The organism is Sphingomonas sp. JC676, assembly GCF_014489075.1.
Taxonomy (GTDB): Bacteria; Pseudomonadota; Alphaproteobacteria; order Sphingomonadales; family Sphingomonadaceae; genus Sphingomonas.
Genome location: NZ_JACTGR010000001.1, coordinates 395,110 through 417,280 on the forward strand (window position 1 = coordinate 395,110; position 22,171 = coordinate 417,280).

Genomic DNA, 22,171 nt, shown 5'->3' on the forward strand with positions numbered 1-22,171 from the left:
CTAGCCTGACCTGATTGGGGGCGGGGCGTCTATCCGACGGCGCTCCGCCCTCTTAGGATTTGTATTAGGGGTTCATGATGACGAAGCCGTTGGGGCTTGCGAGCCTGTTGCTATTCACTTCCGCGCTTGTCGCGCCTTCCGTGGTGCGCGCCCAGACGGCACCTTCGACACCCGAGCCGTCCGCTCCGACGCCGGACCCGGCCACCGCTGCCGGCGCACCGCAGGACCAAGCCACGACCGTACCCCAGGATCCGGCTGCAGCTGCACCGCAGGACCAGGCTGCCGACGTGCAGGAAGAGGTGCCCGACATCTCCGCTCCGGGTGCCAACGACATCGTCGTGGTCGGCCGGCACGTGAACGTAACGCGCGATACGGCGCAGGTTGTGTCAGTGCTGTCCACCGCGGATATCGCGCGTACGGGCGACGGCAATATTGCCGGCGCGCTGGGCCGCGTGACCGGTCTGAGCGTGGTGGGCAACGGTTATGTGTATGTCCGCGGCCTGGGCGACCGCTATTCGCTCGCGCTACTCAACGGTTCGCCCTTGCCGAGCCCCGAACCGCTAAAGCGCGTCGTTCCGCTCGATATCTTTCCGACCAACGTCGTTTCCTCGTCGCTGGTGCAGAAGAGCTATTCCGTCAATTATCCTGGCGAGTTCGGCGGCGGCGTCATCAACCTGACGACCAATTCGCTGCCGAAGGAAGCCTTCCTCACCGCCAGCGGCGGCATCGGCGCGAACACGGTAACCACCGGTCATTTCGGCTATGTCTATGCCGGCGGCGGCCATGACTGGACCGGCTTCGACGACGGCACGCGCAATTATGCTCCCGCGCTTGCCGCGTTCTTCGCGAGCGGGGACCGGATCAGCTCGGGCAATGTCGACACGCAGGTGATCGCCGGCCAGCTCGTCAACGGCAACAACTCGCTCGTTCAGCGGCAGAAGAATATCGGTCCGAACTGGTCGGCCACGCTTTCCGGCGGTGCCTCCGCGGAGGACGTCGCCGGTGGTACGCTCGGCGTGATCGCCACGCTCGGCTATTCCAACAAGTGGACGACCCGCGACACGACCCAGCAGACCTCGCTGACGCCCGACCTTTCCCAGCTGGAGAGCAGCTTCGAGCGCGTGTCGACCGATAATCGGATCGTCGTCAACGGCTTGCTCGGCCTGGGTCTCGAGCTTGGCGACAGCAAGATCCGCTGGACCAACCTCTATGTCCGCGACACACTCAAGCGCGCGCGCCTCAGCCTTGGCCAGCGTGGCGGTACGAACACCGATTTTCTGCAGCAGGACACTGCCTGGTATGAGCGTCAGCTCATCGACACCCAGCTGGTCGCCGAGTTGAAGCTCAGCCCGGAATGGAGCATCGATCTGCGCGGCGGCTATGCCAATTCGAAGCGCGAGGCACCGGACGAGTTCGCGTACGAATATGTCCGCACCAATGCCGCGGCCGATCCGTACGGCAATTACTTCCTCAACCGCCTGAACAACGGTAACGGCGGCGACGCCACGGTCAGCTATTCCTATCTGAACGAGAATCTGTGGTCCGCTGGCGCCGACCTCACCTTCCGTCCGATCCAGGGCCTGAGCCTGTCGGCCGGCTATGCCTTCCTGAACCAGGGCCGGTTCAGTTCGCGCCGCGACTTCCAGTTCACCGCGCCGAGCGACTTCCCCGGCGGTGTCGCAATGCTGCGGCCCGATCTGCTGCTCGGAACCGCGATCATCGATTATTTCAATATCAACCTCATCGAAACGAACGAAGGCGCTCCGGCGTTCAATGCCAAGCTGCTCAATCATGCCGGCTATGGCCGCGTGAACTATCAGATCACGCCCGAGCTCTCGCTCGATGCCGGTGTTCGTTACGAGACGGCAAAGGAAACCGTGACGCCCGCCCGGGTCTTCAGCACGCCTGGGTCCAGCACCGCGGTGACCAATCTCGACAATGATTACTGGCTGCCCGCGGCGACGCTGACCTGGCAGTTCCAGCCGGAAATGCAGCTTCGCATCAATGCGTCGAAGACCATTGCCCGTCCGCAGTTCCGCGAACTGGTCTTCCAGTTCTACTTCGATCCCGAGACCAACCGTCAGTATCGCGGCAATCCCTTCCTTCAGGACAGCAAGCTGTTCAACGCGGAAGCGCGCTACGAATGGTATTTCGCGCCCGATCAGCGGTTCGCGGTGGCGGGCTTCTACAAACGCATCGACAATCCGATCGAGACCTTCATCTCGGGCAGCGATTTCGTCACCAGCTTCGCCAATGCGCCCAAGGCCGATCTGTATGGTGCCGAAGCCGAGGTTCAAAAGAAGTTCCCGATGTCCGAGTGGCTCGACGCGGGCTTCTTCGCGGATCGCAGCGTGATCGTGATTGCGAACTACACCTATACGCATTCCAAGCTGAAGGTGAGCGCGAACGACCCCGTCTCGGTGTTCGGGTCGTCGTCCACGCTTGCCACCGACTTCTTCCGCGACGGTTCGCCGCTCACCGGCCAGTCGGATCACCTCGTAAATCTTCAGCTGGGTGTGGAGGAGCGGGCCAAGCTCTCGCAGCAGACGCTCATTCTTTCCTATGCGAGCAAGCGTGTCACGAGCCGCGGTCTCGCCAACCAGAACCAGCCGGACGTCTACGAATATCCCGGTATCAACCTGGATTTCGTGGTGCGTCAGGGCATCTCGGTGATGGGGCAGCAATTCGACCTGAAGGCTGAAGCGCGCAACATTACCAACCGGAAGTACAAGGAAACGCAGTCGAACGGAACGAACACAGTAATCTACAACCGTTATTCGAACGGCACGACCTTCAACTTGTCGATTTCGGCGACCTTCTAATCGGTCAAAAGGGGGATCGGGCTCCGGCGCGCCAACAGGCCCCGGGGCCCTTTCTATTTCACCAGCCCCAGGGCCGTTCGCGGAACCACTGGGTGACGACGTATTTGGTGCCGGCGCGCACCTTCATCGCGTGATGGATGGTCGACGGGTTGCACGTACCGTCGGGCCGCATGTTCGACCAGGCGAGCACCTTGCCGACTTCGGGCTGGACGATCTTGTCGATCGCCTTGAACCGGGTTGCGCCCCCGGCTTCGACTTCGTTGAGATAGACCATCACCGTCCAGGTGCGTTGGCCCGAGACGCTGCAATATTTCTCGAAATCGCCGCCGTTCGGCTCGAAATAATCGGTGTGCGCCTTGAATTCCTGCCCCACCGCATAGCGCTGGCCCTGCATCGGCTCGCCCCGGGATGGGTCAAGCCCGGTGAGCGCGATGATGCGGCGCTTGAGGTCGGCCACTGTCGGCAGGTCCGGATCGAAGTCGCAGGTCTCGCTGGTGCGGAAGGCATAGTCGTCATTGGGATCGGCGATCGTCGAGGGACGGCGCTGCGTGTCGATCTGCCGCATCAGCGCCTGGCAAAGCTCGGGCTCCAGGAAATTCTTCGCGATGAACAGCGCGACCTTGGGGCTGGGCACGCGCTGGATTCCAGGCTGGCGCAGGATGTGGTCGATCACGGGTTCGATGGGGTAGCCCGAGCCGAAATCGGGGACCGTGGGCAGGGCGGAGACGGTGGCTTCTTGCATGCCGCCTTTTGCCAAATCCGGTGCGCGGTTTCCAGCGCGAGAGCGTCTGCAATTTAAATGTCATACAATTGCAAGGATGGCGTCACATTCGCTGCCTAGCCATCTCGCGTCCGCAAAAAAGGGGGGCGCATGAACCTGGTTGCCGAAGTGCTGCCGGCCGGACCTTCACAGTCCAAGCCCTTAACGGCGCGCGTTTCCGCTGCCCAGGGGCCCTTGCATGCGCTTCTTTCCGAGGCGACGCGCCGGCGCGCGACGGATGTTCACGTCGATCCGAATCCGCACGGGGCCGGCATTGCGCTGCGGATCGGCGGACAGATAGCCGATGGTGGCCTGCTAACCCCGCAGGCGCTGGACGAGCTTGTTGCAGAGCTTTGCGCCGTATCCGATCTCGGTCCACCAGGGGACCGCCCCCAGCATGGCAGCGTGCAATGGTCGGGCAGCGACGTGGCTGTTGCCATGCTTCTCGTAACGGGCGGTGTCTCGCTGGTGTTCAAGCTCGATGCCGGCGACCGTCGCGATCGGCGGCTGGAAGCACTCGGCATGCGCCAAGGCCTGGTCGCTGCGCTGCGGCCGGCGCTGGCGAGCGGGCTGGTGCTGGTGGCCGGTCCGCCGGGTTCGGGGCGCAGCACGACATTGCGCGCGCTGCTCGATCATGCCGGGAGCAAGGCGCGGCGGCTGATGCTGGCGGAGCAGGTGGCCGGATCGCCGATGCCGGGCGCGATCCAGGTGGAAGCCAGCATGCAGTGCACGATGGCCGATATATTGCGCGCTTCGCTCCGCCACGATGTCGATGTCGTGATGGTCGATGCGCTGGATGACCGCGCTGCCGCCGCTGCCGCGGTCGAGGCGGCGCAGCGAGGGTTGCTGGTGCTTGCGGCGGTTCCCGCGGGCGACGCGGTCGGGGCGATTCGGCGGATGCGCGAATGGCGGATCGAGCCGTTCCAGCTCGCTTCGACGCTGAACGCAGTGCTGGCCCAGCGGCTCGTCCGGCGACTTTGCCCGGAGTGCCGCGAGCCTGTCCAGGCGCAGGGTTCGGTCTCCGCGCTGCTCGGCTTCGATCGCGGCGCGATCGTCTACGCGCCGAGCGGCTGCGCCTCGTGCAGCGATAGCGGCTATGCCGGGCAAATCGCCGTGTTCGAGGCGATCCATGCCGATCCGGCGATGCGCAGGCTGATCAACGACGGCGGCGACGAGGCGATCCTGGCCAGCCACGCCTATGTCCGCGCGCCGAACCTCGGATCGGCCGCGCGCGCACTGGTTCGCGAGGGCGTGACGACCCCCGAAGAGGCGGTGCGTATTTCGCGCGGATAAGGGCTCGCAACTATCTTGCGCTCGCCGCCGACCACCGCTAAGCGGCCTGCTTCGCGGCGATCGTAGTTCAATTGGTTAGAGCGTCGGCTTGTGATGCCGGATGTTGCGGGTTCAAGTCCCGTCGGTCGCCCCATTTTTTCTAGCGCGGACCCATCCATGATCACCGACTGGGGCTTCCCCGATTTCGACGACCATGAGGGCGTCCATCTGTTCAGCGACCGCGAATCGGGTCTGAGCGCGATCATCGCGGTTCACTCGAGCAAGCTCGGCCCGGCGGCAGGTGGCGTGCGCTTCTGGCACTATGCCGATCATCGTGCGGCGATCACCGATGCGCTACGCCTGTCGCGCGGCATGAGCTACAAGAATGCCATGGCCAATCTGCCGCTCGGCGGTGGCAAGGGCGTGGTGCTAGCGAGCGAGCCGGGCGCCGAGATCACCACCGCGCAGCTCGAGGCGTTCGGCCGCGCGGTCGAATCGCTTGGCGGGCGCTATGTGACGGCCGAGGATGTCGGCATGTCCGAGGCGCGGATGAAGGTGGTCGCGACCCAGACCCGTCATGTTTCCGGCCTTCCGGTCGCGGCGGGCGGTGCCGGGGGCGATCCGGGTCCGGTGACCGCGCGCGGCGTCTATCTGGGCGTCAAGGCGGCGGCGAAGCGCGGGCTGGGGACCGAATCGATGGCCGGCGTGCGCGTCGCGATCCAGGGCGTGGGCTCGGTCGGCGGCGGTGTCGCGCGGCTGCTCGCCAAGGACGGCGCGAAGCTGGTGCTGGCCGACGTCAACGCCGAGCGCGCCAAGGCGCTGGCAGCCGAGCTAGGCGCGGAGGCAGTCGCCGCCGATGCGATCCTGACCCAGGAAACCGATCTGTTCAGCCCGAACGCGCTAGGCGCGATCCTGACTGAACAGTCGATCGCGGAGCTGAAGTGCAAGGTCGTGGCGGGCGGCGCCAACAACCAGCTCGCGACGCGGGCGGACGGCCAGCGGCTGCACGACCGCGGCATCCTCTACGCCCCTGACTACGTGATCAACGCGGGCGGGATCATCAATGTCGGCCTCGAATATCTGGGCCAAGGCAATATGGCCGAGGTCATGGCGCGCGTCGACAAGATCCCGTTACGGCTGATCGAGGTATGGGACGAGAGCGACCGCACCGGCGATCCCGAGAGCGAGGTCGCGGACCGGATCGCGCAGCGGCTGATCGGGCGGGGCTGAGGTCAACTCGCCAGGACGAGGTTGGCGTCCAGAAAGTCCAGGAAAGCCCGCACCCTCAGCGCCAGGCGTTCATGGCCGTCGTACAAGGCGTGGATATCCTCGCCGTCGCCGGGGTTGAAAGGCGCGAGTATCTCGACCAGCCGGCCGGCCGCGAGATCCGCGGCGACATGAAACCGGCCGAGTCGGGCGATGCCGCCGCCCGATGCCGCCATCAGCCGGACAACCTCGCCCGAATTGCCCAGAAAGGGCCCATCGACCGGGCGCTGGACGATGCGGCTGCCGATGCGGAACGGCCAGCTGTCGACGCTGCGGCGGAAGCTGAACTGCAGGCAGATATGGCGCGCAAGGTCGCCCGGTTCGGCCGGCATGCCGTGCCTGGCGAGATAGTCGGGACTGGCGACCAGCGCCATCGCGCTGCGGCCGAGTTTCTTCGCGCGCAACCGCGTGTCGCGCAGCGGGCCGATCCGGATCGCGATGTCGGCGCGCTCCTCGATAAGGTCCACCAGCGCGTCCGAAAGCGAGAGCTCGACCGTGACAGCGCGATTTGCCTCGAGGAAGCGTGGCAGGATCGGCACAAGATACTGCATGCCAAAGGGCACCGATGAATTGATCCTCAGCGTGCCGCGCGGGCCGCGATGTTCGCGCCCCAGGCTTTGCTCCACCGCATCGACTTCGGCGAGCAGCCCCGAAATGCGGTCGCGATAGGATTCGCCTTCCGGCGTGAGCGAGAGCGAGCGTGTCGTGCGCTGGATGAGCCGCACGCCCAGCCGGGCCTCGAGCCGGGCGATGCTGCGGCTCACGGCGGAAGGCGTGAGCCGCAGCGTCTTCGCAGCGGCGGCGAAGCTTCCGCCTTTCGTCACCGCGAGAAAGGTCTCCATGTCGCCGATGCGATTGTCCATGCCGCGCCATTCGTGATTGTAGATCACTTCTATTGTGCAGGAATGCGCTCTAATCATCAATATCCGCTGCGCTTATCTCCCTTCGAACACGAACAGGAGGTTTCGAAAATGGATCTGCAACTCAAGGGAAAGACCGCGCTGGTCACGGGCTCGACCGCCGGCATCGGGCTGGCGATCGCCGAGCGGCTTGCCGCCGAAGGCGTGGAAGTCGTCATCACCGGCCGCAGCCAGGACAAGCTCGACGCCGCCGCCACCCAGGTGGGCAAGGCCGGGCGCGTGCGCGCGGCCTTGGCGGATCCGGCCACGGCGCAAGGCACGGCCACGCTGATCGAGGCGGTGCCGGCAATCGATATCCTGGTGAACAATCTCGGCATCTACGAAGCCAAGCCGTTCACCGAGATCACCGACGAGGACTGGTTCCGCTTCTTCGAGACCAATGTGATGAGCGGTATCCGCCTGTCGCGGCACTATTTTCCCAAGATGCTCGAAGCGAATTGGGGCCGCGTGATATTCATCGCGAGCGAGAGCGCGCTGCTGATCCCGGGCGAGATGGTCCATTACGGCATGACGAAGACCGCCCAGCTCTCGATCGCGCGCGGTATGGCCGAGCAGACGCGCGGCACCGGCGTCACCGTCAATTCGGTCCTGCCGGGGCCGACCCGTTCGGAAGGTATCGTCGAATTCATCCGTTCAGTGGTGGACAACAAGAATGCGCCCGAAGCCGAGCGCGAGTCCGAATTCTTCAACAAGCTGCGGCCGCTATCGCTGATCCGCCGCCTGATCGAAGCCGAGGAAATCGCGTCGATGGTGGCGTTCCTCGCCAGCCCGCTCGCGGCGGTGACCAACGGCGCGGCGCTTAGGGCAGAAGGCGGGATTGTTCCGACGATCGCCTGAGAACTACTGGCGCGGCTTCCCTTACGGGAGCCGCGTCGGCGCTATCCGCGATTTTTCGAATTAATTTTGCGGATCATGTCACATCCGCCGTGCGCGCCTCGTCATGTCATCGAACCCCTTGAAAGGATGAAGACAATGACTGCACGACTCGACCCGTTCAAAGCCGCTCCCGCTCAGATGAAGCTCTGGACCGACGCGACCACCGCTTTCGGCCCGTCGCTCGAAACCAGCCTGAAGGAGCTGGTGAAGATCCGCGCCTCGCAGATCAACGGCTGCGCCAATTGCCTGAACATGCACACCGCCGATGCGCGCAAGGAGGGCGAGAGCGAGCAGCGCATCTATCTGCTGAGCGCCTGGCAGGACGCGCCCGGATTTTCGGCTCGCGAGCGCGCAGCGCTGGCATGGACCGATGCGCTGACGCTGGTTTCTACGGCACGGGCACCGGAATCAGTTTATGCTGCGCTGAAGGCCGAATTCACCGACGAGGAGCAGGTGGAACTGACGCTGCTGATCAACGCCATCAACGGCTGGAACCGCCTCGCGGTGGGTTTCGACCTGTTCTATGGCGCCGTCCGCGCCCCGGTGCGCGAGGCGGCATGAGTGCCGAGGACGCAGCGGCGAGCTTCGATCCGCTGCGTCCGCGGCTAACCCGCATCGCCTATCGCATGCTCGGCTCGGTCGCGGATGCGGAGGATGTGGTGCAGGAGGCGTTCGTCCGCTGGATGGGCACCGATCGCACTGCCGTGCGCGAGCCCGAGGCGTTCCTGCGCCGCGTGGTGACCCGCCTTTGTCTTGACCAGATCAAGTCAGCGCGGGCGCGTCGCGAGACCTATGTCGGCCCCTGGTTGCCCGAGCCGATCGTCGAGGAGGAAGAGGAAGCGGACGACGTCACGCTGCCGCTGATGCTTGCGCTCGAACGACTCTCGCCGCTCGAGCGCGCGGCTTTCCTGCTCCACGACGTATTCGGGGTGAGCTTCGACGAGATCGCCGAGACGATCCAGCGCGATCCGGCAGCGTGCCGCCAGCTCGCGAGCCGGGCGCGCAGCCATGTCCGTGGTGCGCGGCCGCGCTTCGAGGTCTCGAAAGAGAAGGGGCTGGAGATCGCCGAGGCCTTCTTCGCGGCGTCGCGCAGCGGGGACATGGGCGGGCTGCGCTCGCTGCTCGCGGCGGACGTCTCGCTCTATTCGGACGGCGGCGGCAAGGTCCATGCCGGGCTCAAGCCGATCTACGGCATCGACGACATGATCAAGCTCCACGCCTCGCTCGCGCGCTTCTTCGTCAAAGATATGTCGCAGGTGGTGCGCTATGGCATGATCAACGGGTTGCCGGGCTTCGTGACGATCGAGCCGGGCGGCGTCCTCCAGACCACCGCGCTGGCGATTGGCGAGGACGGGATCGAGGCGATCTATGTGATGCGCAATCCCGACAAGCTTGAGCATTTGCGGCCACATTAATCGTTCGTCACCCCGGCCGCAGTGCCGGGGTGACGAGAAGGTATCGGATTTTTGAGAGCAGGATTCGACCAAGCGACAACGGTTACGCCCGCACCATGGATTCCTCGGAAGAACCCCGCTAATCCCCCGCCGTGCCCGTGCTCCACGCTCTCGCCAATCCCGCGCGCTTCCTGAAGATCGCGCGACCGCTGACGCCGATCCTGTTCTGGGTCGGGCTCGCGCTGGCCGTGTTCGGTGGCTGGGCGGGGCTGACGCTGACGCCGCCCGACTATCTCCAGAAGGAGACGGTGCGGATCCTCTATATCCATGTTCCCGCCGCCTGGCTGGGGATGGGCGGATGGAGCGCGCTGGCCGCATCCAGTCTGGGCTATCTCGTCTGGCGGCATCCGCTTGCGAACATCGCCGCGCGCGCGATCGCGCCGGCGGGCGCGGTGTTCGCGGCGCTCTGCCTGATCACCGGTTCGATCTGGGGGCGTCCGACCTGGGGCACCTGGTGGGAATGGGACGGGCGGTTGACCAGCATGCTGCTGCTGTTCTTTGTCTATATCGCCTATATCGCGCTCGCCCGTGCCGATGCGGATCGCGGCGGCGACGGCCGAATCCCGGCGCTATTCGGGGTCGCGGGGACGGTGCTGCTGCCGATCATCCGCTATTCGGTGATCTGGTGGAACACGCTGCATCAGGGGCAGAGCATCGGCCTCACCAGCTCGTCGATCGACAAGTCGATGCTGTGGCCGCTCTTCTTCACGCTGGGTGGGTTCAGCCTGTTGTTCGCGGGTGTGGTGCTGATGCGGATGCGGGCGATGCTCGCGACGCAGAAGGTCGAGGCGCGAATGCGCCGGATGGCGGCGCAATGAACCATTGGGCGTTCGTGGCGGCCGCTTATGTGGTTACCGTGCTCGGCACGGGCGGGCTGGCGCTGCTGAGCTTCGTGGCGATGCGCCGCGCTGAAGCCACGGCGGATTCGCTGAGGCGCGACAAGTGAAGGCAAAGCACCAACGGCTCGTGCTGGGCCTGCTCGCGCTCGCCGCGATTGTCGGCGCCGGATTGCTCGCCTTGTCGGCGCTCAAGGATCAGGCGGCGTTCTTCTATGCGCCGGGCGATGTGGCCGGGAAGCCGCTGCCTCTGGGCAAGGCCGTGCGGCTCGGCGGCATGGTCGAGACCGGATCGCTCAAGCGCGAGGCGGATGGGGTCTCGATCCATTTCACCGTCACCGACGGCCAAGCCAAGGTACCGGTGGCGTTTCGCGGCGTGACCCCGGACCTGTTCCGCGAGGGATCGGGCGTGGTGGCCGAGGGCAAGTTCAATCCCGACGGCAGCTTCGCGGCCGACAATCTGCTCGCCAAGCATGACGAGCGCTACATGCCGCCGCAAATGGCTGGCAAGATGCACAAGACCGAGACGCTCGAACGATGATCGCCGAGGCGGGTCTTGCCGCGCTCTGGATGGCGAGCGCATTCGCGGTCGTGCAGATCCTGCTCGCCTGGGGTGCGGCCAAGGGCGCGGCGGTCGGCCGGGGCGAGGAGCTGATGGTGGCGCTCAGGCGCACCGCACTCGTCCAGGGGTTGTTGGCGGTGCTGGCATTCGGACTGCTGATCGCGGTGTTCGTGCGCAGCGACATGTCCGTGCTGCTCGTCGTCGAGAACAGCCATTCGATGAAGCCCTTGCTCTACAAGATCTCGGGTACCTGGGGAAACCATGAGGGCTCGATGCTGCTCTGGGTCACCGTGCTGGCGATTGCCGGGGCGGGCGTGGCGCTGTTCGAGCGACGGCTGGCAGCGGGAACGCTGGCAGCGACTTTGGGCGCGCAGGCTGCGATCGGGCTGGGCTTCTATGCCTTTCTCGCCTTTGCTTCGAACCCGTTCGTGCGCGTCAATCCGGCGCCGGCGGATGGGCAGGGGCTCAATCCGTTGCTCCAGGACCCCGGCCTGGCCTTCCATCCGCCGACGCTCTACCTCGGCTATGTCGGGCTGTCGGTTGCCTTCAGCTTTGCGGTGGGCGCGCTCCTCATGCGCGACGTCGGGCCGGCCTTTGCTCGCGCGATGCGGCCCTGGGTGCTGGCGGCGTGGATCTTCCTGACGATCGGGATCACCGCGGGCAGCTACTGGGCCTATTACGAGCTCGGCTGGGGCGGCTGGTGGTTCTGGGATCCGGTCGAGAACGCATCGCTGATGCCCTGGCTGGCGGCGACGGCCCTGCTCCATTCGGTGACGGTGCTGGCAACCCGCGACGGGCTGCGCGCCTGGACATTGATGCTGGCGGTAGTCGCCTTCTCAATGTCGATGATCGGGACGTTCCTGGTGCGCTCGGGCATTCTGGTCAGCGTCCATGCCTTTGCGGTCGATCCGACGCGCGGCACCTTCATCCTCGCGCTGCTGGGCATCTATATCGGCGGCGCGCTTGCGCTGTTCGGCGCGCGCGTGGGCACGGTGAAGCAGGGATCGACCTTCGAGATCGTCAGCCGCGAGGGCGCGCTGGTGCTCAACAACCTGCTGCTGACGGTTATCCTCGGGGTGGTCTTTATCGGGACGCTTTATCCGTTGATCGCGCAGGCGGCGGGCGTGCAGCTTTCGATCGGCGCGCCGTTCTTCGACAAAGCGGTGGGGCCGGTCGCGCTGCTGCTGGTCGCGGCGACCGGCGCGGGGCCGCTGCTGCGCTGGCGGCGCGACAATCTCAATGCGCTGCTCGGTCGCGTGACGATCCCCGTGGCGGTGGCGGGAATCAGCTTCGCGCTGGTGTTCGTGCTGGCGGGCGGCACGTCGCTGCTCTCGGTGTTCGGGATCGCCTTTGCGGCCGGTCTGGCGGCGGCGAGCGTGGCGCCGCTGTGGAAGCGCAACCTCAAGCGCACGCCGCTGCATGTCTGGGGCATGGTGATCGCGCATCTGGGCGTGGCGGTGAGCCTGTGCGGCATGGCGGCGGATAGCGCGTTCAAGACCGAGCGGCTCGCGGCAGTGCATGTCGGCGACAATCTGGCGGTGGGGCCGTTCCGGGTGACTCTGGTCGAAGTGCGGCCGATCGTTGGACCGAACTGGTCGGCGCTGGAGGCGCGGCTGAAGGTACAGCGCGGGGATGGCACGCCGTTCGAGCTGATGCCGCAGCAGCGCTTCTTCGCCAATCCGCCGACCAATACGAGCGAAGCGGCGATCAGCACCCTGCTCGACGGGCAGCTATACACTGTGCTGGGCGCCGGCGACGGCGGGGGGCGCTGGCAGCTTCGCCTTTGGTGGAAGCCTTTCGTGACCTTGATCTGGGGCGGGGGCGCGTTGATCGCACTGGGCGGTGCGCTGGCGCTGATCGGCCGAGTGCGCCGCGAGATGCGCGACGCCCATGCGGAGCATTACGCATGAGGCGGGTGTTGATCTGGCTGCCGCTGGCGCTGTTCGCGCTGATCTTCGCGCTGGTGACGAGCGGGCTCGTGAAGCCGGGCGAGCGGATGGTGCATTCGGCAATGGTCGGCAAGCCGATGCCGGCGATGAACCTTCCGGCGCTGGTACCGGGTAAGGCCGGCATCGCCACCATGGATTTCGGCAAGGGCAAGCCGCGGCTGCTCAACGTCTTCGCGAGCTGGTGCATCCCGTGTATCGCCGAGGCGCCGCAGCTGATGAAGCTCAAGGCGGCGGGGGCCGAGATCGACGCGATCGCCATTCGCGACACGGGCGAAGCGGTGCAGGCATTCCTGAAGCAGAACGGCGATCCCTACACACGGATCGGCGACGACAAGGCGAGCGCGGCGCAGCTCGCGCTCGGATCGTCGGGCGTGCCGGAGACCTTCGTGATCGATGCGCGGGGCAGGATCGCCTATCAGCATATCGGCGACGTCCGCGAAGAGAATGTGCCCGAGCTGCTCGCCGAGCTGGAGAAGGCGAAGTGAGGCTGCTCGCGCTTGGCCTGGCACTGCTGGCGGCAACGCCTGTGCTGGCGGATTCGAAGCTGCCGCCGTCGCCACTTTCCTACAGCCAGCTTCCCGATCCGGTGCAGGAGGCCAAGGCCAAGGCGCTGATGGAGACTTTGCGCTGCCTCGTGTGCCAGGGCCAATCGATCGCCGACAGTGACGCCGAGATGGCGGGCGACATGCGCGCACTGGTGCGCGAGCGCGTGGCCAAGGGCGAGAAGCCCGAGGCGATCCGCAAATGGCTGGTCCAGCGCTATGGCGACTATGTCACCTATGATCCGCCGCTGAGCTGGGTGACGGCGCCGCTCTGGCTGACCCCGATCGTGCTGATCGTGGCGGGGCTGTTCCTTGCGCGGCGGCTGTTCCGCAGGCGGAGGGCATGATGGGCTGGCTGCTACTCCTAGCGATCGCGCTGGTCACGGTTCTGGTGCTGTGGCGCACCGGCTATCCGCGCAAGCTGTGGACGATTCCGGCCACCGCGCTGATGCTGGGCGCGGCGGGCTATGCCTGGCAGGGGAGCCCCGGATTGGCCGGCCATCCGGTGGCGGCGGAAGCACAAGCGGGCCAGCTCGATCCTGATCTCGTTGCGCTGCGAGAGGCGATCTTCGGCAAGTTCGGCACCAATGCCTGGTCCTACGCCATGGCGGCGGATCGGATGACGCTTTCGGGCAAGCCCGATCTCGCCATTGCGGTTTGGCAGGGCGCGGTGCGCAAGATGCCGAACGATGTCGCGCTGTGGAGCGGGTATGGCCTGGCGCTGGCCGAGCATGATGGCAACCAGGTCTCGCCCGCGTCGCGCTTCGCTTTCGAACGGGCGATGACGCTATGGCCGCAGCACCCCGGGCCGCCCTTTTTCTATGGGCTGGCGCTGATCCGCGAGGGCAAATATGCCGAGGCGCGGACGTTCTGGCTCAAGGCGGTGCAGCTCACGTCGGAAAAGGCGAGCTATCGGGGCGAGCTGGTCCTCCGGCTATTCCTGCTTGATCGGCTGCTGGCGGCGAAGGCAGGGCAGGCGGGGCCGCAGCCCGCGCCCACCCCGGCCAAACCTTAGGCCCAGGCCTCGTACGGCAGGTCGAGATCGTCGGCGACCGCCTTGAACGCGATCTTGCCCTTGTAGACGTTGAGGCCGTTGGCAAGGTGCTTGTCGGCCTTCATCGCCGCCTCGGCGCCGAGGTTCGCCAGCTTCAGCACGAACGGCAGCGTCGCGTTGTTAAGCGCGAAGGCCGAGGTGCGGGCGACCGCGCCGGGCATGTTCGCCACGCAATAATGGATGATACCGTCGATCTCATAGACCGGATTGTCGTGCGTGGTGGCGTGGCTGGTCTCGAAGCAGCCGCCCTGGTCGATCGCGATATCGACCAGCACCGATCCGCGCATCATCGTCTTGAGCATGTCGCGGGTGACGAGCTTGGGCGCCGCCGCGCCGGGAACGAGCACAGCGCCGATCACGACTTGGCTGCGGGCCACTGCCTCGGCGATCGCGGCCTTGCTGGCATAGGCAGTCTTGATCTGGCTGCCGAAATGCATGTCGAGCTCGGCAAGGCGCTCGTTGCTGATATCATAGATCGTCACGTCGGCGCGCTGCCCGGTTGCCATCTGCGCCGCGTTGATGCCCGAGACGCCGCCGCCGAGGATCGCGACCTTGCAGGGCGCCACGCCGGGTACGCCGCCGAGCAGTTCGCCGCGGCCGCCCTGTTCCTTTTCGAGATAATGCGAGGCGACCTGGATAGACATGCGGCCGGCGACTTCGCTCATCGGCTTCAGCAGGGGCAGGGCGCCCGAGTTCGAGGTCACCGTCTCATAGGCGATGCAGGTCGCACCCGATGCCATCAGACCCTCGGCTTGGGGCTTGTCGGCGGCGAGGTGTAGATAGGTGAAGAGCAGGTGGCGCGGCTCGAGCATCGCGATTTCCTGCGGCTGCGGCTCCTTGACCTTCACGATCATGTCCGAGCCGGCGAACACCGACGCCGCGTCGGGCGCGATCCTGGCGCCGACCTTGGTATAGGCCTCGTCGTCAAAATCGATGCCCATGCCGGCCTTGGTCTCGACCAGCACTTCGTGGCCGGCATGGACCAGCTCGGCGACCGAGGCGGGCGTCAGGCCGACGCGATATTCGTGATTCTTGATTTCCTTGGGAACGCCGACGCGCATGGGGACTCTCCTGGAAGTTGTCTGGACATATCCTATCCGAACGGGCCAGCGCGAATCCTTGCAAAGTTTGGCGGCGGCGCGGGATAAAACGCATAAATATGCGGACAGCGGCATTGGGACGGGATATTCATGCGTCGTGGACAGAATCGATGCGACAATCCTTAAGGCGCTGGCCGCCGACGCAAGGGCTTCGGTGAGCCAGATCGCCGCGTATGCCGGGCTTTCGCAATCGGCCTGCACGCGACGGATCCAAGCGCTGGAGGCGTCGGGGCAGGTACTCGGCTACGGCGCGCGACTCGGCCATCGGCGGCTCGGGTTCCGCGTGACGGCGCTGGTCGACATCACGCTGGGCACGCAGGTGGAAGAGGATCTTGCTCATTTTGAGACAGCGGTCGGAGCGATCGACGGCGTGGTCGAGTGCGCGCTGGTCTCGGGCGGACAGGATTATCGGCTCAAGATCCTGTGCCGCGACCTCGATGATTACGAGCGGCTGCACCGTGAACATCTGGGCCGTTTGCCGGGAGTTGTAACGATCAACAGCAGTTTCGTGCTGCGCGAAGTGCCGACGCGCAGCGAGGCCGATGCATTGTTTAGCGGTGCGCGATAACTATCTTATAGTGGAACCCAGACGCCGGTCGCGCGTCTGCCGTAACGATGCGCGTTGCTAGCCAATGTTGCACGTGCTAACGGCGCGCGGACTTTGAGCAGGACAAGAAATCAGGTCGCCATGACCAGGTCCGTTACCTCCAGCGCGCGAACGCCGCGCCAGTGAACATCCCCGCAAGCGGAAGCGCAGATGCGCTTCCCGCCCAGCACGATCTGCATGACGGCCATGGTCATGCCAAGGACGCCACGTGGAAGCTCGCGCTCGGCGCGATCGGCATCGTCTTCGGCGATATCGGCACGAGCCCGCTCTACGCATTCCGTGAGACGTTCCACGGCCACCATCACCTGACGCTCGACGAAGCGAACATCATGGGCGTGATCAGCCTGATGTTCTGGTCGATGATGGCGGTGGTGACGCTGAAATATGTCAGCGTGATCATGCGCGCCGACAACAAGGGCGAGGGCGGCAGCCTGGCGCTGCTCGCGCTGATCTCGGGCCGCTCCGGCGGGCAGAAGCGCTGGACGGCGGGGATCGTGCTGCTCGGCGTGTTCGCGACCGCGCTCTTTTATGGCGATTCGATGATCACCCCGGCGGTGTCGGTGCTGTCGGCGGTAGAAGGCCTTGCGGTCGCCGCGCCAGGCTTTGGCGGCCTGGTGGTGCCGATCGCGGTAGTGATCCTGGTGATGCTCTTCTCGATCCAGAGTACTGGCACGGCGCGCGTCGGCCTGCTCTTCGGTCCGATCATGCTACTTTATTTCGCGGTGATCGCGACCTTGGGCGTGCTCAGCATCGTCCAGAGCCCGACGGTGCTATGGGCGCTATCGCCGCTGCACGCGGTCGAGTTCTTCGCCCGGGATCCGCTGCCGGCGTTCCTGGCGCTGGGATCGGTCGTGCTGGCCGTGACCGGTGCGGAAGCGCTTTATGCGGACATGGGCCATTTCGGGCGCAATCCGATCCGTATCTCGTGGCTGTTCTTCGTGCTCCCCGCCCTGATCCTCAACTATATGGGGCAGGGCGCGTTGCTGATGCGCGAGGGGCATGCGGCGATCACCAGCCCCTTCTATCTGCTGGCGCCGGACGCGCTCCAGCTTCCGCTGGTGGTGCTGGCGACCATGGCGGCGATCATCGCGTCGCAGGCCGTCATTTCCGGCGCCTTCTCGGTGACGCAGCAGGCGATCCAGCTGGGCTTCGTGCCGCGGCTGCGCATCGACCATACCAGCGCGTCGACCGCCGGGCAGATCTACATCCCGCTGGTCAACTGGGCGCTGATGACGATGGTCATCCTGCTCGTCCTGACCTTCCAGACCTCGTCGAACCTGACCGCGGCCTATGGCATCGCCGTCACCGGCGCGATGCTGATCGACAACTGCCTGCTGGCGGTGGTGCTGTTCAACCTGTGGAACTGGAAGAAGCGTTACGCGATCCCGCTGCTCGCATTGTTCTTCACGGTCGACCTCGCCTATTTCGCGGCGAACCTGACCAAGGTGCCCGATGGCGGCTGGTTCCCGCTGCTGGTCGGGCTGGTGATCTTCACCCTGCTCACCACCTGGTCGAAGGGCCGCAAGCTGATGATCGCGCGGCTGCGCGAGAGCGCGATGCCGATCAAGATCTTCATCGATTCGGCCGCGACCTCGGCGACGCGCGTGCCTGGCACGGCGGTGTTTATGACCTCGACGCCCGACGGCGTGCCGCATGCGCTGCTCCACAACCTCAAGCACAACAAGGTGCTGCACGAGCGCGTGGTGCTGCTGACGGTGAAGATTGCCGACGTGCCCTATGTGCCCGAGGAGAAGCGGCTCAAGCTCGAGGACCTCGGGCGCGGCTTCCACCGCATGGTGCTGTATTATGGCTTCATGCAGGAGGCGGACGTGCCGGCCGCGCTCAAGCAGGTCAGCGGCTGCGGCGCCGAGTTCAAGATGATGGAGACCAGCTTCTTCCTGGCGCGCCAGACGTTGCTCGCATCGTCGCGGCCGGGGATGATGATCTGGCGGGAGAAGCTGTTCGCCTGGATGCTGAGGAACGCCGAAAGCGCGATGGAATTCTTCCGCCTGCCGACCAACCGCGTGGTCGAGCTGGGGAGCCAGGTCGAGATTTGACCGCGTCCGCCCCGCCGCCTGCACCGCTGATCGTGACGGCGCTGTTCGGGGCGGAGGATTTCGCCTTTCTCGACGGCCTCAGGCGTCGGCACTATCCGGCCGAGCGCAACCAGGTGCCGGCCCATTGCACGTTGTTCCATCACCTCTCTCCGCAACTGGCGGGCGAGCTCAAGCAGCGGCTGTCGGCGGCGACACGGGGCCAGCGCGCCCCGTCCGCGGCCATGGCGGGGGTGATCGACCTGGGAGCGGGCGCGGCGTTCCGGATCGTGTCGGAGGAGCTGGAGGCGCTGCGCGCCGATCTCGCCGAGGCATTCGCACCGATGCTGATGCCGCTGGACCGCGCGGGCTGGCGGCCGCACGTCACCATCCAGAACAAGGTCGAACGGCGCGACGCCAAGGCGTTGCTCGACGCGCTGCGCCCCGGATTCGCACCCCGGCCGCTGCGGATCGCGGGGCTGGCGAGCTGGTGGTATCGCGGCGGGCCGTGGGAGGCGCATTCGCGGCATATGTTCGCTTGACCGGCGCGTGGGCCGGACCTATGTGGCCCCCTCGCTTCGGCGAGCCCTATGCGGGGCGGAGTAGCTCAGTTGGTTAGAGCACGGGAATCATAATCCTGGGGTCGGGGGTTCAAGTCCCTCCTCCGCTACCAAGGGACTCATACCGTCCCTTGGTCCAGCATCGTCCCATTTCATCCGGTGACATGTTTTTTCTCTTTTAATTCAAGTATTTCTGGCGTCCGATCGCGATCGGCGCCGTCCGTGTGGGTCCCACTCGATTTCGCCACGTCGATTTGAATTGGGGGGTACCATTGGGGGTACTTTTTGCTTGTTCGATAAAGCGGGCGATACCCCCACGTGCCGTTGAAGGAACTCGAGGTCAGATACACCCAGCGCCGGCAGCGGCCCTTCAAGCTGTCGGACGGCGGCGGCCTGTACCTCCTCGTCCAGCCCAACGGACCGAAATTGTGGCGACTCAAATATCGATTCGACGGCAAGGAGAAGCTCCTCAGCTTCGGCAAATATCCCGAGGTGGCGCTCGCAGCTATTCGCGAATGTCCGCTGCGGCCCGGTGATCCAGGCCGCGTCGCGGAGCATGAATGACCGCAAGAAGTCTGCAGCCACCTTCTGCTCCGTTCCGAGATTTGAACTTTCCAGGCGGGCTATGCTCGCCTGGAAAGCAGAACGTTCGCAATCGATCAGTGCGCAGCGCTTGTGTCGACGGCACGTGTCGGTCGCGGCGCCAGCCAGATGATCAGCGCGGCGATCACGAAGATGCCGGACGCCAGCACGAATGTCTGGCCCGTCGCGAGCGCAACGCTCTCCTTGTCGACCGTCTGGCTGACGATCAGCCGCGCCTGTTCGACACTGAAGCCGCGCGCCACGAACTGGTCTATCGTCGCTTGTGCGCCGTTGAGCATGCCCGACAGCGACGCGCGCTTCTCCTGCGCGCCGTCATACCAGAGCGTGGTGGAGATCGCGACGGCCACCGCGCCGGCCATGGTGCGCAGGAAGTTCATGACGCCCGCCGCCGACGCTGTCTCCTCCTCGTCGACAGCTCCCAGCGCGATGGTGGTTAGCGGTACGAAGAAGAAGGGCATCCCCGCGCCCTGGATCAACTGGGGTAGCGCCAGCGTCCAGAAGTCCGAACCGCTGTTCCACCAGAAGACGCGAAGCAGCGAGGTCCCTCCCAGCCAGAGGATGCCGACGAACACCAACCGGCGCGGATCGACCGTGACCATGCGCTTGGCAACGACCGGGGCCATGATCACCGCCGCGACGCCGTTGAAGGCGGTGGCATAGCCCGCCCAGGTCGCGGTGTACCCCATCGCGCCCTGCAGCCATTGCGGGATCACCACCAGGCTGGCGAAGAAGGTACCATAAGCGAAGACCAGGGCCGTGACCGCGACGGTGAAACCGCGATGACGGAAGGGGCGCAGGTCGACCACAGGTTGCCGCTCGGTAAGCTCCCAGATCAGGAAGATGACGAAGCCCACCGCAGCGACAATCGCGAGGTGCGTAATCATCGTCGACCCGAACCAGTCATGCTCGCGGCCAAGGTCGAGCATCAGCTGCAGCGCGCCCACCCAGAGGAGGAGCAGGCAGAGACCGACGCCGTCGATCCGTTCCTTCACCCGGTCGGTCTCGGCGCGGCGCAGCACCACCCAGGCGGTCAAAGAGCAGGCGATCGCCACCGGGACGTTGATGAAGAAGATCCAGTGCCAGCCCCAGCTGTCGCTGATCGTGCCGCCCAGGATCGGGCCGAAGATCGGCGCAGTTAGGGTGGTCATCGCCCAGATGCCCATGGTCATGGCGTGCTTGTCCTTGGGGAATACCCGCAGCAGCAAGGTCTGCGACAGCGCCATCAGCGGGCCACCGCAGATCCCCTGTCCGATCCGGAAGGCGACCAGCGCGGTCAGGCTGGTCGCAGTTCCGCACAGGAACGAGAAGACGCCGAAGCCCATCATCCCGCCCGCGAAGACCCGCACCGTGCCGAAGCGCTTGGAGAGCCACCCGGTGAGCGGCACGCAGATCGCCTCCGCCACCGCATAGGAGGTGATGACCCAGGTGCCTTCGCTGGACGAGATGCCCAGCCCGCCGGCGATATGGGCGACCGAGACATTGGCGATGGTGGTGTCGAGCACCACCATGAAGTTGGTCACCGCCAGCACCACGCCGGCGAGCACCAGGGTGGTGCCGGTAAGCGGCTGAGGTGCGGATGCATGCGTGGTCATGGCCGCCTCACTCCTTGCCCGCGACATCGATCTCGGCCTCCATCGAGAGGCCGACGCGCAGCGGATGCGCGGCGAGCTCCGCGGGATCGAGCGTGATGCGCACCGGCAGACGCTGGACCACCTTGATCCAGTTGCCGGTCGCGTTCTGCGCCGGGATCAACGAGAAGGCCGAACCGGTGCCGCCCGAGAAGCCGGCGACGCGGCCATGATAGACGACGCCCGCACCATGGAGATCTGAAGTCAGCGTGACTGGCTGGCCAGCGCGGACGCGGCCGAGCTGGCCCTCCTTGAAATTGGCGTCGACATAGACCGCACGGACCGGGACGATCGTCATCACCGCCGCGCCGGCATTGATCCGCTGGCCGATCTGCACCTGGCGATTGGTGACGACGCCGTCGATCGGCGCGCGGATCACGGTGCGGGCAAGATCGATCCGCGCCTGATCGAGCTTCGCCTTGGCGGCGAGCACGTCCGGATGCGTGTCGACCGAGGCGCCGGTGATCAGTGCATTGTTCGCCGCCAGCGAGCCCTGAGCCGCGCCGCGCGCGGCCAGCGCCTGGGCGAGTCCCGCCCGTGCCTGGGCGAGATTGCCTTGTGCGGTCGTAAAGCCGTTGCGCGCGGAGGTCAGTTCCTCGCCCGAGACGGCACCGCTGTCGGCAACCGATGCGCGGCGATCGAGATCGACCCGTGCCTTGGTCAGCGCAGAGGACGCGATATCGACCTGGGCGCGCGCCCGGGCGATGTCGGCCTCGCCTGCCATGACCTGCGATGCGAGCGCGCCACTGGTCGCGGTCGCCTGGCCGAATTGCCGACGCACGCGCTGATATTCGGCTTCGGCGCGCGCCAGCGCGAGCCGGGCGTCGGTATCGTCGAGGCGGAGCAGAATATCGCCGCGCCGGACCGTCTGGGTGTTGACTACCACGACCGACGCCACGGGTCCCGCCACCAGCGGCGTGACCTGGGCGGCATCGGCGTTCACATAGGCATTGTCGGTAGCGACATGATCGCCATCGGCCAGCGCCCAATAAGCGGCTCCGGCAACCGCGAGCGCGGCGCCCAGCCCGAGGAACAGCCTCTTGCGTCGCGCGCGGAGGTCTGGTCGCCCGGGGCGGGGGAATTCGATGTGCTTGACGGTCTCGGTATCCTGGAATGCAACTTCGGTCATTGGAAATATCCCTCATCCGTAATTGGTTGTTTCAAATCAAAGCGGGTGGAACGCGCTGATCCGGTCCGCCGCGAACAGGAATGCGGCGCTGATGAATGCGACTTTGAGGAACAGGCTGAGCGCGAAGAAGCGCAGCACGCCGCGCCATCCGGCGCGCTTGGAAGAGAACATGGTCGATTCCTTTCAGGGTTGGGGTTG

General features: G+C 65.6%; 23 protein-coding genes and 2 tRNA genes. 19 read left to right on the forward strand and 6 right to left on the reverse strand.

Going from position 1 to position 22,171, the window contains the following annotated elements; all coding sequences use genetic code 11:
* Positions 1 to 77 precede the first annotated feature (77 nt).
* Entirely contained in the window at positions 78 to 2,822 is a 2,745-nt protein-coding gene (locus IAG41_RS01895; protein ID WP_187726880.1) for a TonB-dependent receptor domain-containing protein, read from the forward strand.
* Between the two features lie 58 nt (positions 2,823 to 2,880).
* On the opposite strand, the gene IAG41_RS01900 is transcribed toward IAG41_RS01895, so the two are convergent.
* Entirely contained in the window at positions 2,881 to 3,564 is a 684-nt protein-coding gene (locus IAG41_RS01900; protein ID WP_187726881.1) for a prolyl hydroxylase family protein, read from the reverse strand.
* 129 nt (positions 3,565 to 3,693) lie between these two features.
* On the opposite strand from IAG41_RS01900, the gene IAG41_RS01905 reads away from it, so the two are divergent.
* The 3 genes from IAG41_RS01905 to IAG41_RS01915 all read left to right on the forward strand — a co-directional run bounded on the left by IAG41_RS01905 (position 3,694) and on the right by IAG41_RS01915 (position 6,084).
* The gene (locus tag IAG41_RS01905) at positions 3,694 to 4,875 is read left to right on the forward strand and encodes a GspE/PulE family protein (RefSeq protein ID WP_187726882.1); all 1,182 of its coding nucleotides are present in this window, start codon (positions 3,694 to 3,696) and stop codon (positions 4,873 to 4,875) included.
* 56 nt (positions 4,876 to 4,931) lie between these two features.
* Positions 4,932 to 5,008 (forward strand) — tRNA-His (locus IAG41_RS01910).
* 23 nt (positions 5,009 to 5,031) lie between these two features.
* Positions 5,032 to 6,084, forward strand: a complete 1,053-nt coding sequence (locus IAG41_RS01915; protein ID WP_187726883.1) for a Leu/Phe/Val dehydrogenase — start codon at positions 5,032 to 5,034, stop codon at positions 6,082 to 6,084.
* A 2-nt stretch (positions 6,085 to 6,086) separates the two neighbouring features.
* Here the strand turns inward: IAG41_RS01915 and IAG41_RS01920 are convergent, their stop codons facing one another.
* On the reverse strand, positions 6,087 to 6,983 hold the full coding sequence (locus IAG41_RS01920; RefSeq protein WP_187727831.1) for a LysR family transcriptional regulator: 897 nt from the start codon (positions 6,981 to 6,983) through the stop codon (positions 6,087 to 6,089).
* Between the two features lie 108 nt (positions 6,984 to 7,091).
* On the opposite strand from IAG41_RS01920, the gene IAG41_RS01925 reads away from it, so the two are divergent.
* The 10 genes from IAG41_RS01925 (at position 7,092) to IAG41_RS01960 (ending at position 14,274) form a co-directional block, all read left to right on the forward strand.
* On the forward strand, positions 7,092 to 7,877 hold the full coding sequence (locus IAG41_RS01925) for an SDR family NAD(P)-dependent oxidoreductase (RefSeq protein ID WP_187726884.1): 786 nt from the start codon (positions 7,092 to 7,094) through the stop codon (positions 7,875 to 7,877).
* A gap of 135 nt (positions 7,878 to 8,012) precedes the next feature.
* A complete protein-coding gene (locus IAG41_RS22905) occupies positions 8,013 to 8,477 on the forward strand; it encodes a carboxymuconolactone decarboxylase family protein (protein WP_222950457.1) in 465 nt (154 codons plus the stop codon).
* Positions 8,474 to 9,331 (forward strand): sigma-70 family RNA polymerase sigma factor, encoded by an 858-nt coding sequence (locus tag IAG41_RS01930; RefSeq protein WP_222950458.1) that lies wholly within the window; start codon positions 8,474 to 8,476, stop codon positions 9,329 to 9,331. The genes IAG41_RS22905 and IAG41_RS01930 overlap by 4 nt, the downstream gene beginning before the upstream one ends.
* Before the next feature lie 131 nt (positions 9,332 to 9,462).
* A complete protein-coding gene (gene ccmC / locus IAG41_RS01935) occupies positions 9,463 to 10,188 on the forward strand; it encodes a heme ABC transporter permease CcmC (RefSeq protein WP_187726886.1) in 726 nt (241 codons plus the stop codon).
* Positions 10,185 to 10,316 carry a hypothetical protein gene (locus IAG41_RS23065; protein WP_262408422.1) on the forward strand — a complete coding sequence of 44 codons (132 nt, stop codon included), beginning with the start codon at positions 10,185 to 10,187 and terminating at the stop codon, positions 10,314 to 10,316. The genes ccmC and IAG41_RS23065 overlap by 4 nt, the downstream gene beginning before the upstream one ends.
* Positions 10,313 to 10,747: a cytochrome c maturation protein CcmE gene (gene ccmE / locus IAG41_RS01940; RefSeq protein WP_187726887.1), complete on the forward strand. Its 435-nt coding sequence runs from the start codon at positions 10,313 to 10,315 to the stop codon at positions 10,745 to 10,747. The genes IAG41_RS23065 and ccmE overlap by 4 nt, the downstream gene beginning before the upstream one ends.
* Complete coding sequence (locus IAG41_RS01945) at positions 10,744 to 12,678, forward strand: heme lyase CcmF/NrfE family subunit (RefSeq protein WP_187726888.1); 1,935 nt, start codon at positions 10,744 to 10,746, stop codon at positions 12,676 to 12,678. Before ccmE ends, IAG41_RS01945 begins: the two co-directional genes overlap by 4 nt.
* Complete coding sequence (locus IAG41_RS01950) at positions 12,675 to 13,202, forward strand: DsbE family thiol:disulfide interchange protein (RefSeq protein WP_187726889.1); 528 nt, start codon at positions 12,675 to 12,677, stop codon at positions 13,200 to 13,202. The genes IAG41_RS01945 and IAG41_RS01950 overlap by 4 nt, the downstream gene beginning before the upstream one ends.
* On the forward strand, positions 13,199 to 13,606 hold the full coding sequence (locus IAG41_RS01955) for a cytochrome c-type biogenesis protein CcmH (RefSeq protein ID WP_187726890.1): 408 nt from the start codon (positions 13,199 to 13,201) through the stop codon (positions 13,604 to 13,606). Before IAG41_RS01950 ends, IAG41_RS01955 begins: the two co-directional genes overlap by 4 nt.
* A complete protein-coding gene (locus IAG41_RS01960) occupies positions 13,603 to 14,274 on the forward strand; it encodes a tetratricopeptide repeat protein (protein ID WP_262408423.1) in 672 nt (223 codons plus the stop codon). Before IAG41_RS01955 ends, IAG41_RS01960 begins: the two co-directional genes overlap by 4 nt.
* Here IAG41_RS01960 and ald read toward each other — a convergent pair.
* On the reverse strand, positions 14,271 to 15,374 hold the full coding sequence (ald, locus tag IAG41_RS01965; RefSeq protein ID WP_187726891.1) for an alanine dehydrogenase: 1,104 nt from the start codon (positions 15,372 to 15,374) through the stop codon (positions 14,271 to 14,273). The two genes, IAG41_RS01960 and ald, sit on opposite strands and share 4 nt — an antisense overlap.
* A 136-nt stretch (positions 15,375 to 15,510) precedes the next feature.
* Between ald and IAG41_RS01970 the strand changes: the two genes are divergently transcribed.
* From IAG41_RS01970 to IAG41_RS01990, 5 genes are all read left to right on the forward strand, one after another.
* Positions 15,511 to 15,981, forward strand: a complete 471-nt coding sequence (locus IAG41_RS01970; RefSeq protein ID WP_316251067.1) for an Lrp/AsnC family transcriptional regulator — start codon at positions 15,511 to 15,513, stop codon at positions 15,979 to 15,981.
* Positions 15,982 to 16,148: 167 nt separating this feature from the next.
* On the forward strand, positions 16,149 to 18,077 hold the full coding sequence (locus IAG41_RS01975) for a potassium transporter Kup (protein ID WP_187727833.1): 1,929 nt from the start codon (positions 16,149 to 16,151) through the stop codon (positions 18,075 to 18,077).
* Positions 18,074 to 18,595: a 2'-5' RNA ligase family protein gene (locus tag IAG41_RS01980; protein ID WP_187726893.1), complete on the forward strand. Its 522-nt coding sequence runs from the start codon at positions 18,074 to 18,076 to the stop codon at positions 18,593 to 18,595. Before IAG41_RS01975 ends, IAG41_RS01980 begins: the two co-directional genes overlap by 4 nt.
* A gap of 54 nt (positions 18,596 to 18,649) precedes the next feature.
* A tRNA-Met gene (locus IAG41_RS01985) sits at positions 18,650 to 18,726 on the forward strand.
* A 205-nt stretch (positions 18,727 to 18,931) separates the two neighbouring features.
* Positions 18,932 to 19,177: an Arm DNA-binding domain-containing protein gene (locus tag IAG41_RS01990; protein WP_187726894.1), complete on the forward strand. Its 246-nt coding sequence runs from the start codon at positions 18,932 to 18,934 to the stop codon at positions 19,175 to 19,177.
* Between the two features lie 95 nt (positions 19,178 to 19,272).
* Here the strand turns inward: IAG41_RS01990 and IAG41_RS01995 are convergent, their stop codons facing one another.
* From IAG41_RS01995 to IAG41_RS23070, 3 genes are read right to left on the reverse strand one after another with little or no spacing between them, the layout of a single operon-like run.
* On the reverse strand, positions 19,273 to 20,808 hold the full coding sequence (locus tag IAG41_RS01995) for a DHA2 family efflux MFS transporter permease subunit (RefSeq protein ID WP_187726895.1): 1,536 nt from the start codon (positions 20,806 to 20,808) through the stop codon (positions 19,273 to 19,275).
* Between the two features lie 7 nt (positions 20,809 to 20,815).
* Positions 20,816 to 21,973, reverse strand: coding sequence for an HlyD family efflux transporter periplasmic adaptor subunit (locus IAG41_RS02000; protein WP_187726896.1), 1,158 nt, complete (start codon positions 21,971 to 21,973; stop codon positions 20,816 to 20,818).
* 36 nt (positions 21,974 to 22,009) lie between these two features.
* Positions 22,010 to 22,144: a hypothetical protein gene (locus IAG41_RS23070; protein ID WP_262408424.1), complete on the reverse strand. Its 135-nt coding sequence runs from the start codon at positions 22,142 to 22,144 to the stop codon at positions 22,010 to 22,012.
* Positions 22,145 to 22,171 lie beyond the last annotated feature (27 nt).

Bases quoted from the DNA above. Each gene is read 5' to 3' on its own strand.
- IAG41_RS01895 (WP_187726880.1), top strand. From the start codon at position 78: ATGACGAAGCCGTTGGGGCTTGCGAGCCTGTTGCTATTCACTTCCGCG.
- IAG41_RS01900 (WP_187726881.1), bottom strand. From the start codon at position 3,564: ATGCAAGAAGCCACCGTCTCCGCCCTGCCCACGGTCCCCGATTTCGGC.
- IAG41_RS01905 (WP_187726882.1), top strand. From the start codon at position 3,694: ATGAACCTGGTTGCCGAAGTGCTGCCGGCCGGACCTTCACAGTCCAAG.
- IAG41_RS01915 (WP_187726883.1), top strand. From the start codon at position 5,032: ATGATCACCGACTGGGGCTTCCCCGATTTCGACGACCATGAGGGCGTC.
- IAG41_RS01920 (WP_187727831.1), bottom strand. From the start codon at position 6,983: ATGGACAATCGCATCGGCGACATGGAGACCTTTCTCGCGGTGACGAAA.
- IAG41_RS01925 (WP_187726884.1), top strand. From the start codon at position 7,092: ATGGATCTGCAACTCAAGGGAAAGACCGCGCTGGTCACGGGCTCGACC.
- IAG41_RS22905 (WP_222950457.1), top strand. From the start codon at position 8,013: ATGACTGCACGACTCGACCCGTTCAAAGCCGCTCCCGCTCAGATGAAG.
- IAG41_RS01930 (WP_222950458.1), top strand. From the start codon at position 8,474: ATGAGTGCCGAGGACGCAGCGGCGAGCTTCGATCCGCTGCGTCCGCGG.
- IAG41_RS23065 (WP_262408422.1), top strand. From the start codon at position 10,185: ATGAACCATTGGGCGTTCGTGGCGGCCGCTTATGTGGTTACCGTGCTC.
- IAG41_RS01945 (WP_187726888.1), top strand. From the start codon at position 10,744: ATGATCGCCGAGGCGGGTCTTGCCGCGCTCTGGATGGCGAGCGCATTC.
- IAG41_RS01950 (WP_187726889.1), top strand. From the start codon at position 12,675: ATGAGGCGGGTGTTGATCTGGCTGCCGCTGGCGCTGTTCGCGCTGATC.
- IAG41_RS01960 (WP_262408423.1), top strand. From the start codon at position 13,603: ATGATGGGCTGGCTGCTACTCCTAGCGATCGCGCTGGTCACGGTTCTG.
- ald (WP_187726891.1), bottom strand. From the start codon at position 15,374: ATGCGCGTCGGCGTTCCCAAGGAAATCAAGAATCACGAATATCGCGTC.
- IAG41_RS01995 (WP_187726895.1), bottom strand. From the start codon at position 20,808: ATGACCACGCATGCATCCGCACCTCAGCCGCTTACCGGCACCACCCTG.
- IAG41_RS02000 (WP_187726896.1), bottom strand. From the start codon at position 21,973: ATGACCGAAGTTGCATTCCAGGATACCGAGACCGTCAAGCACATCGAA.
- IAG41_RS23070 (WP_262408424.1), bottom strand. From the start codon at position 22,144: ATGTTCTCTTCCAAGCGCGCCGGATGGCGCGGCGTGCTGCGCTTCTTC.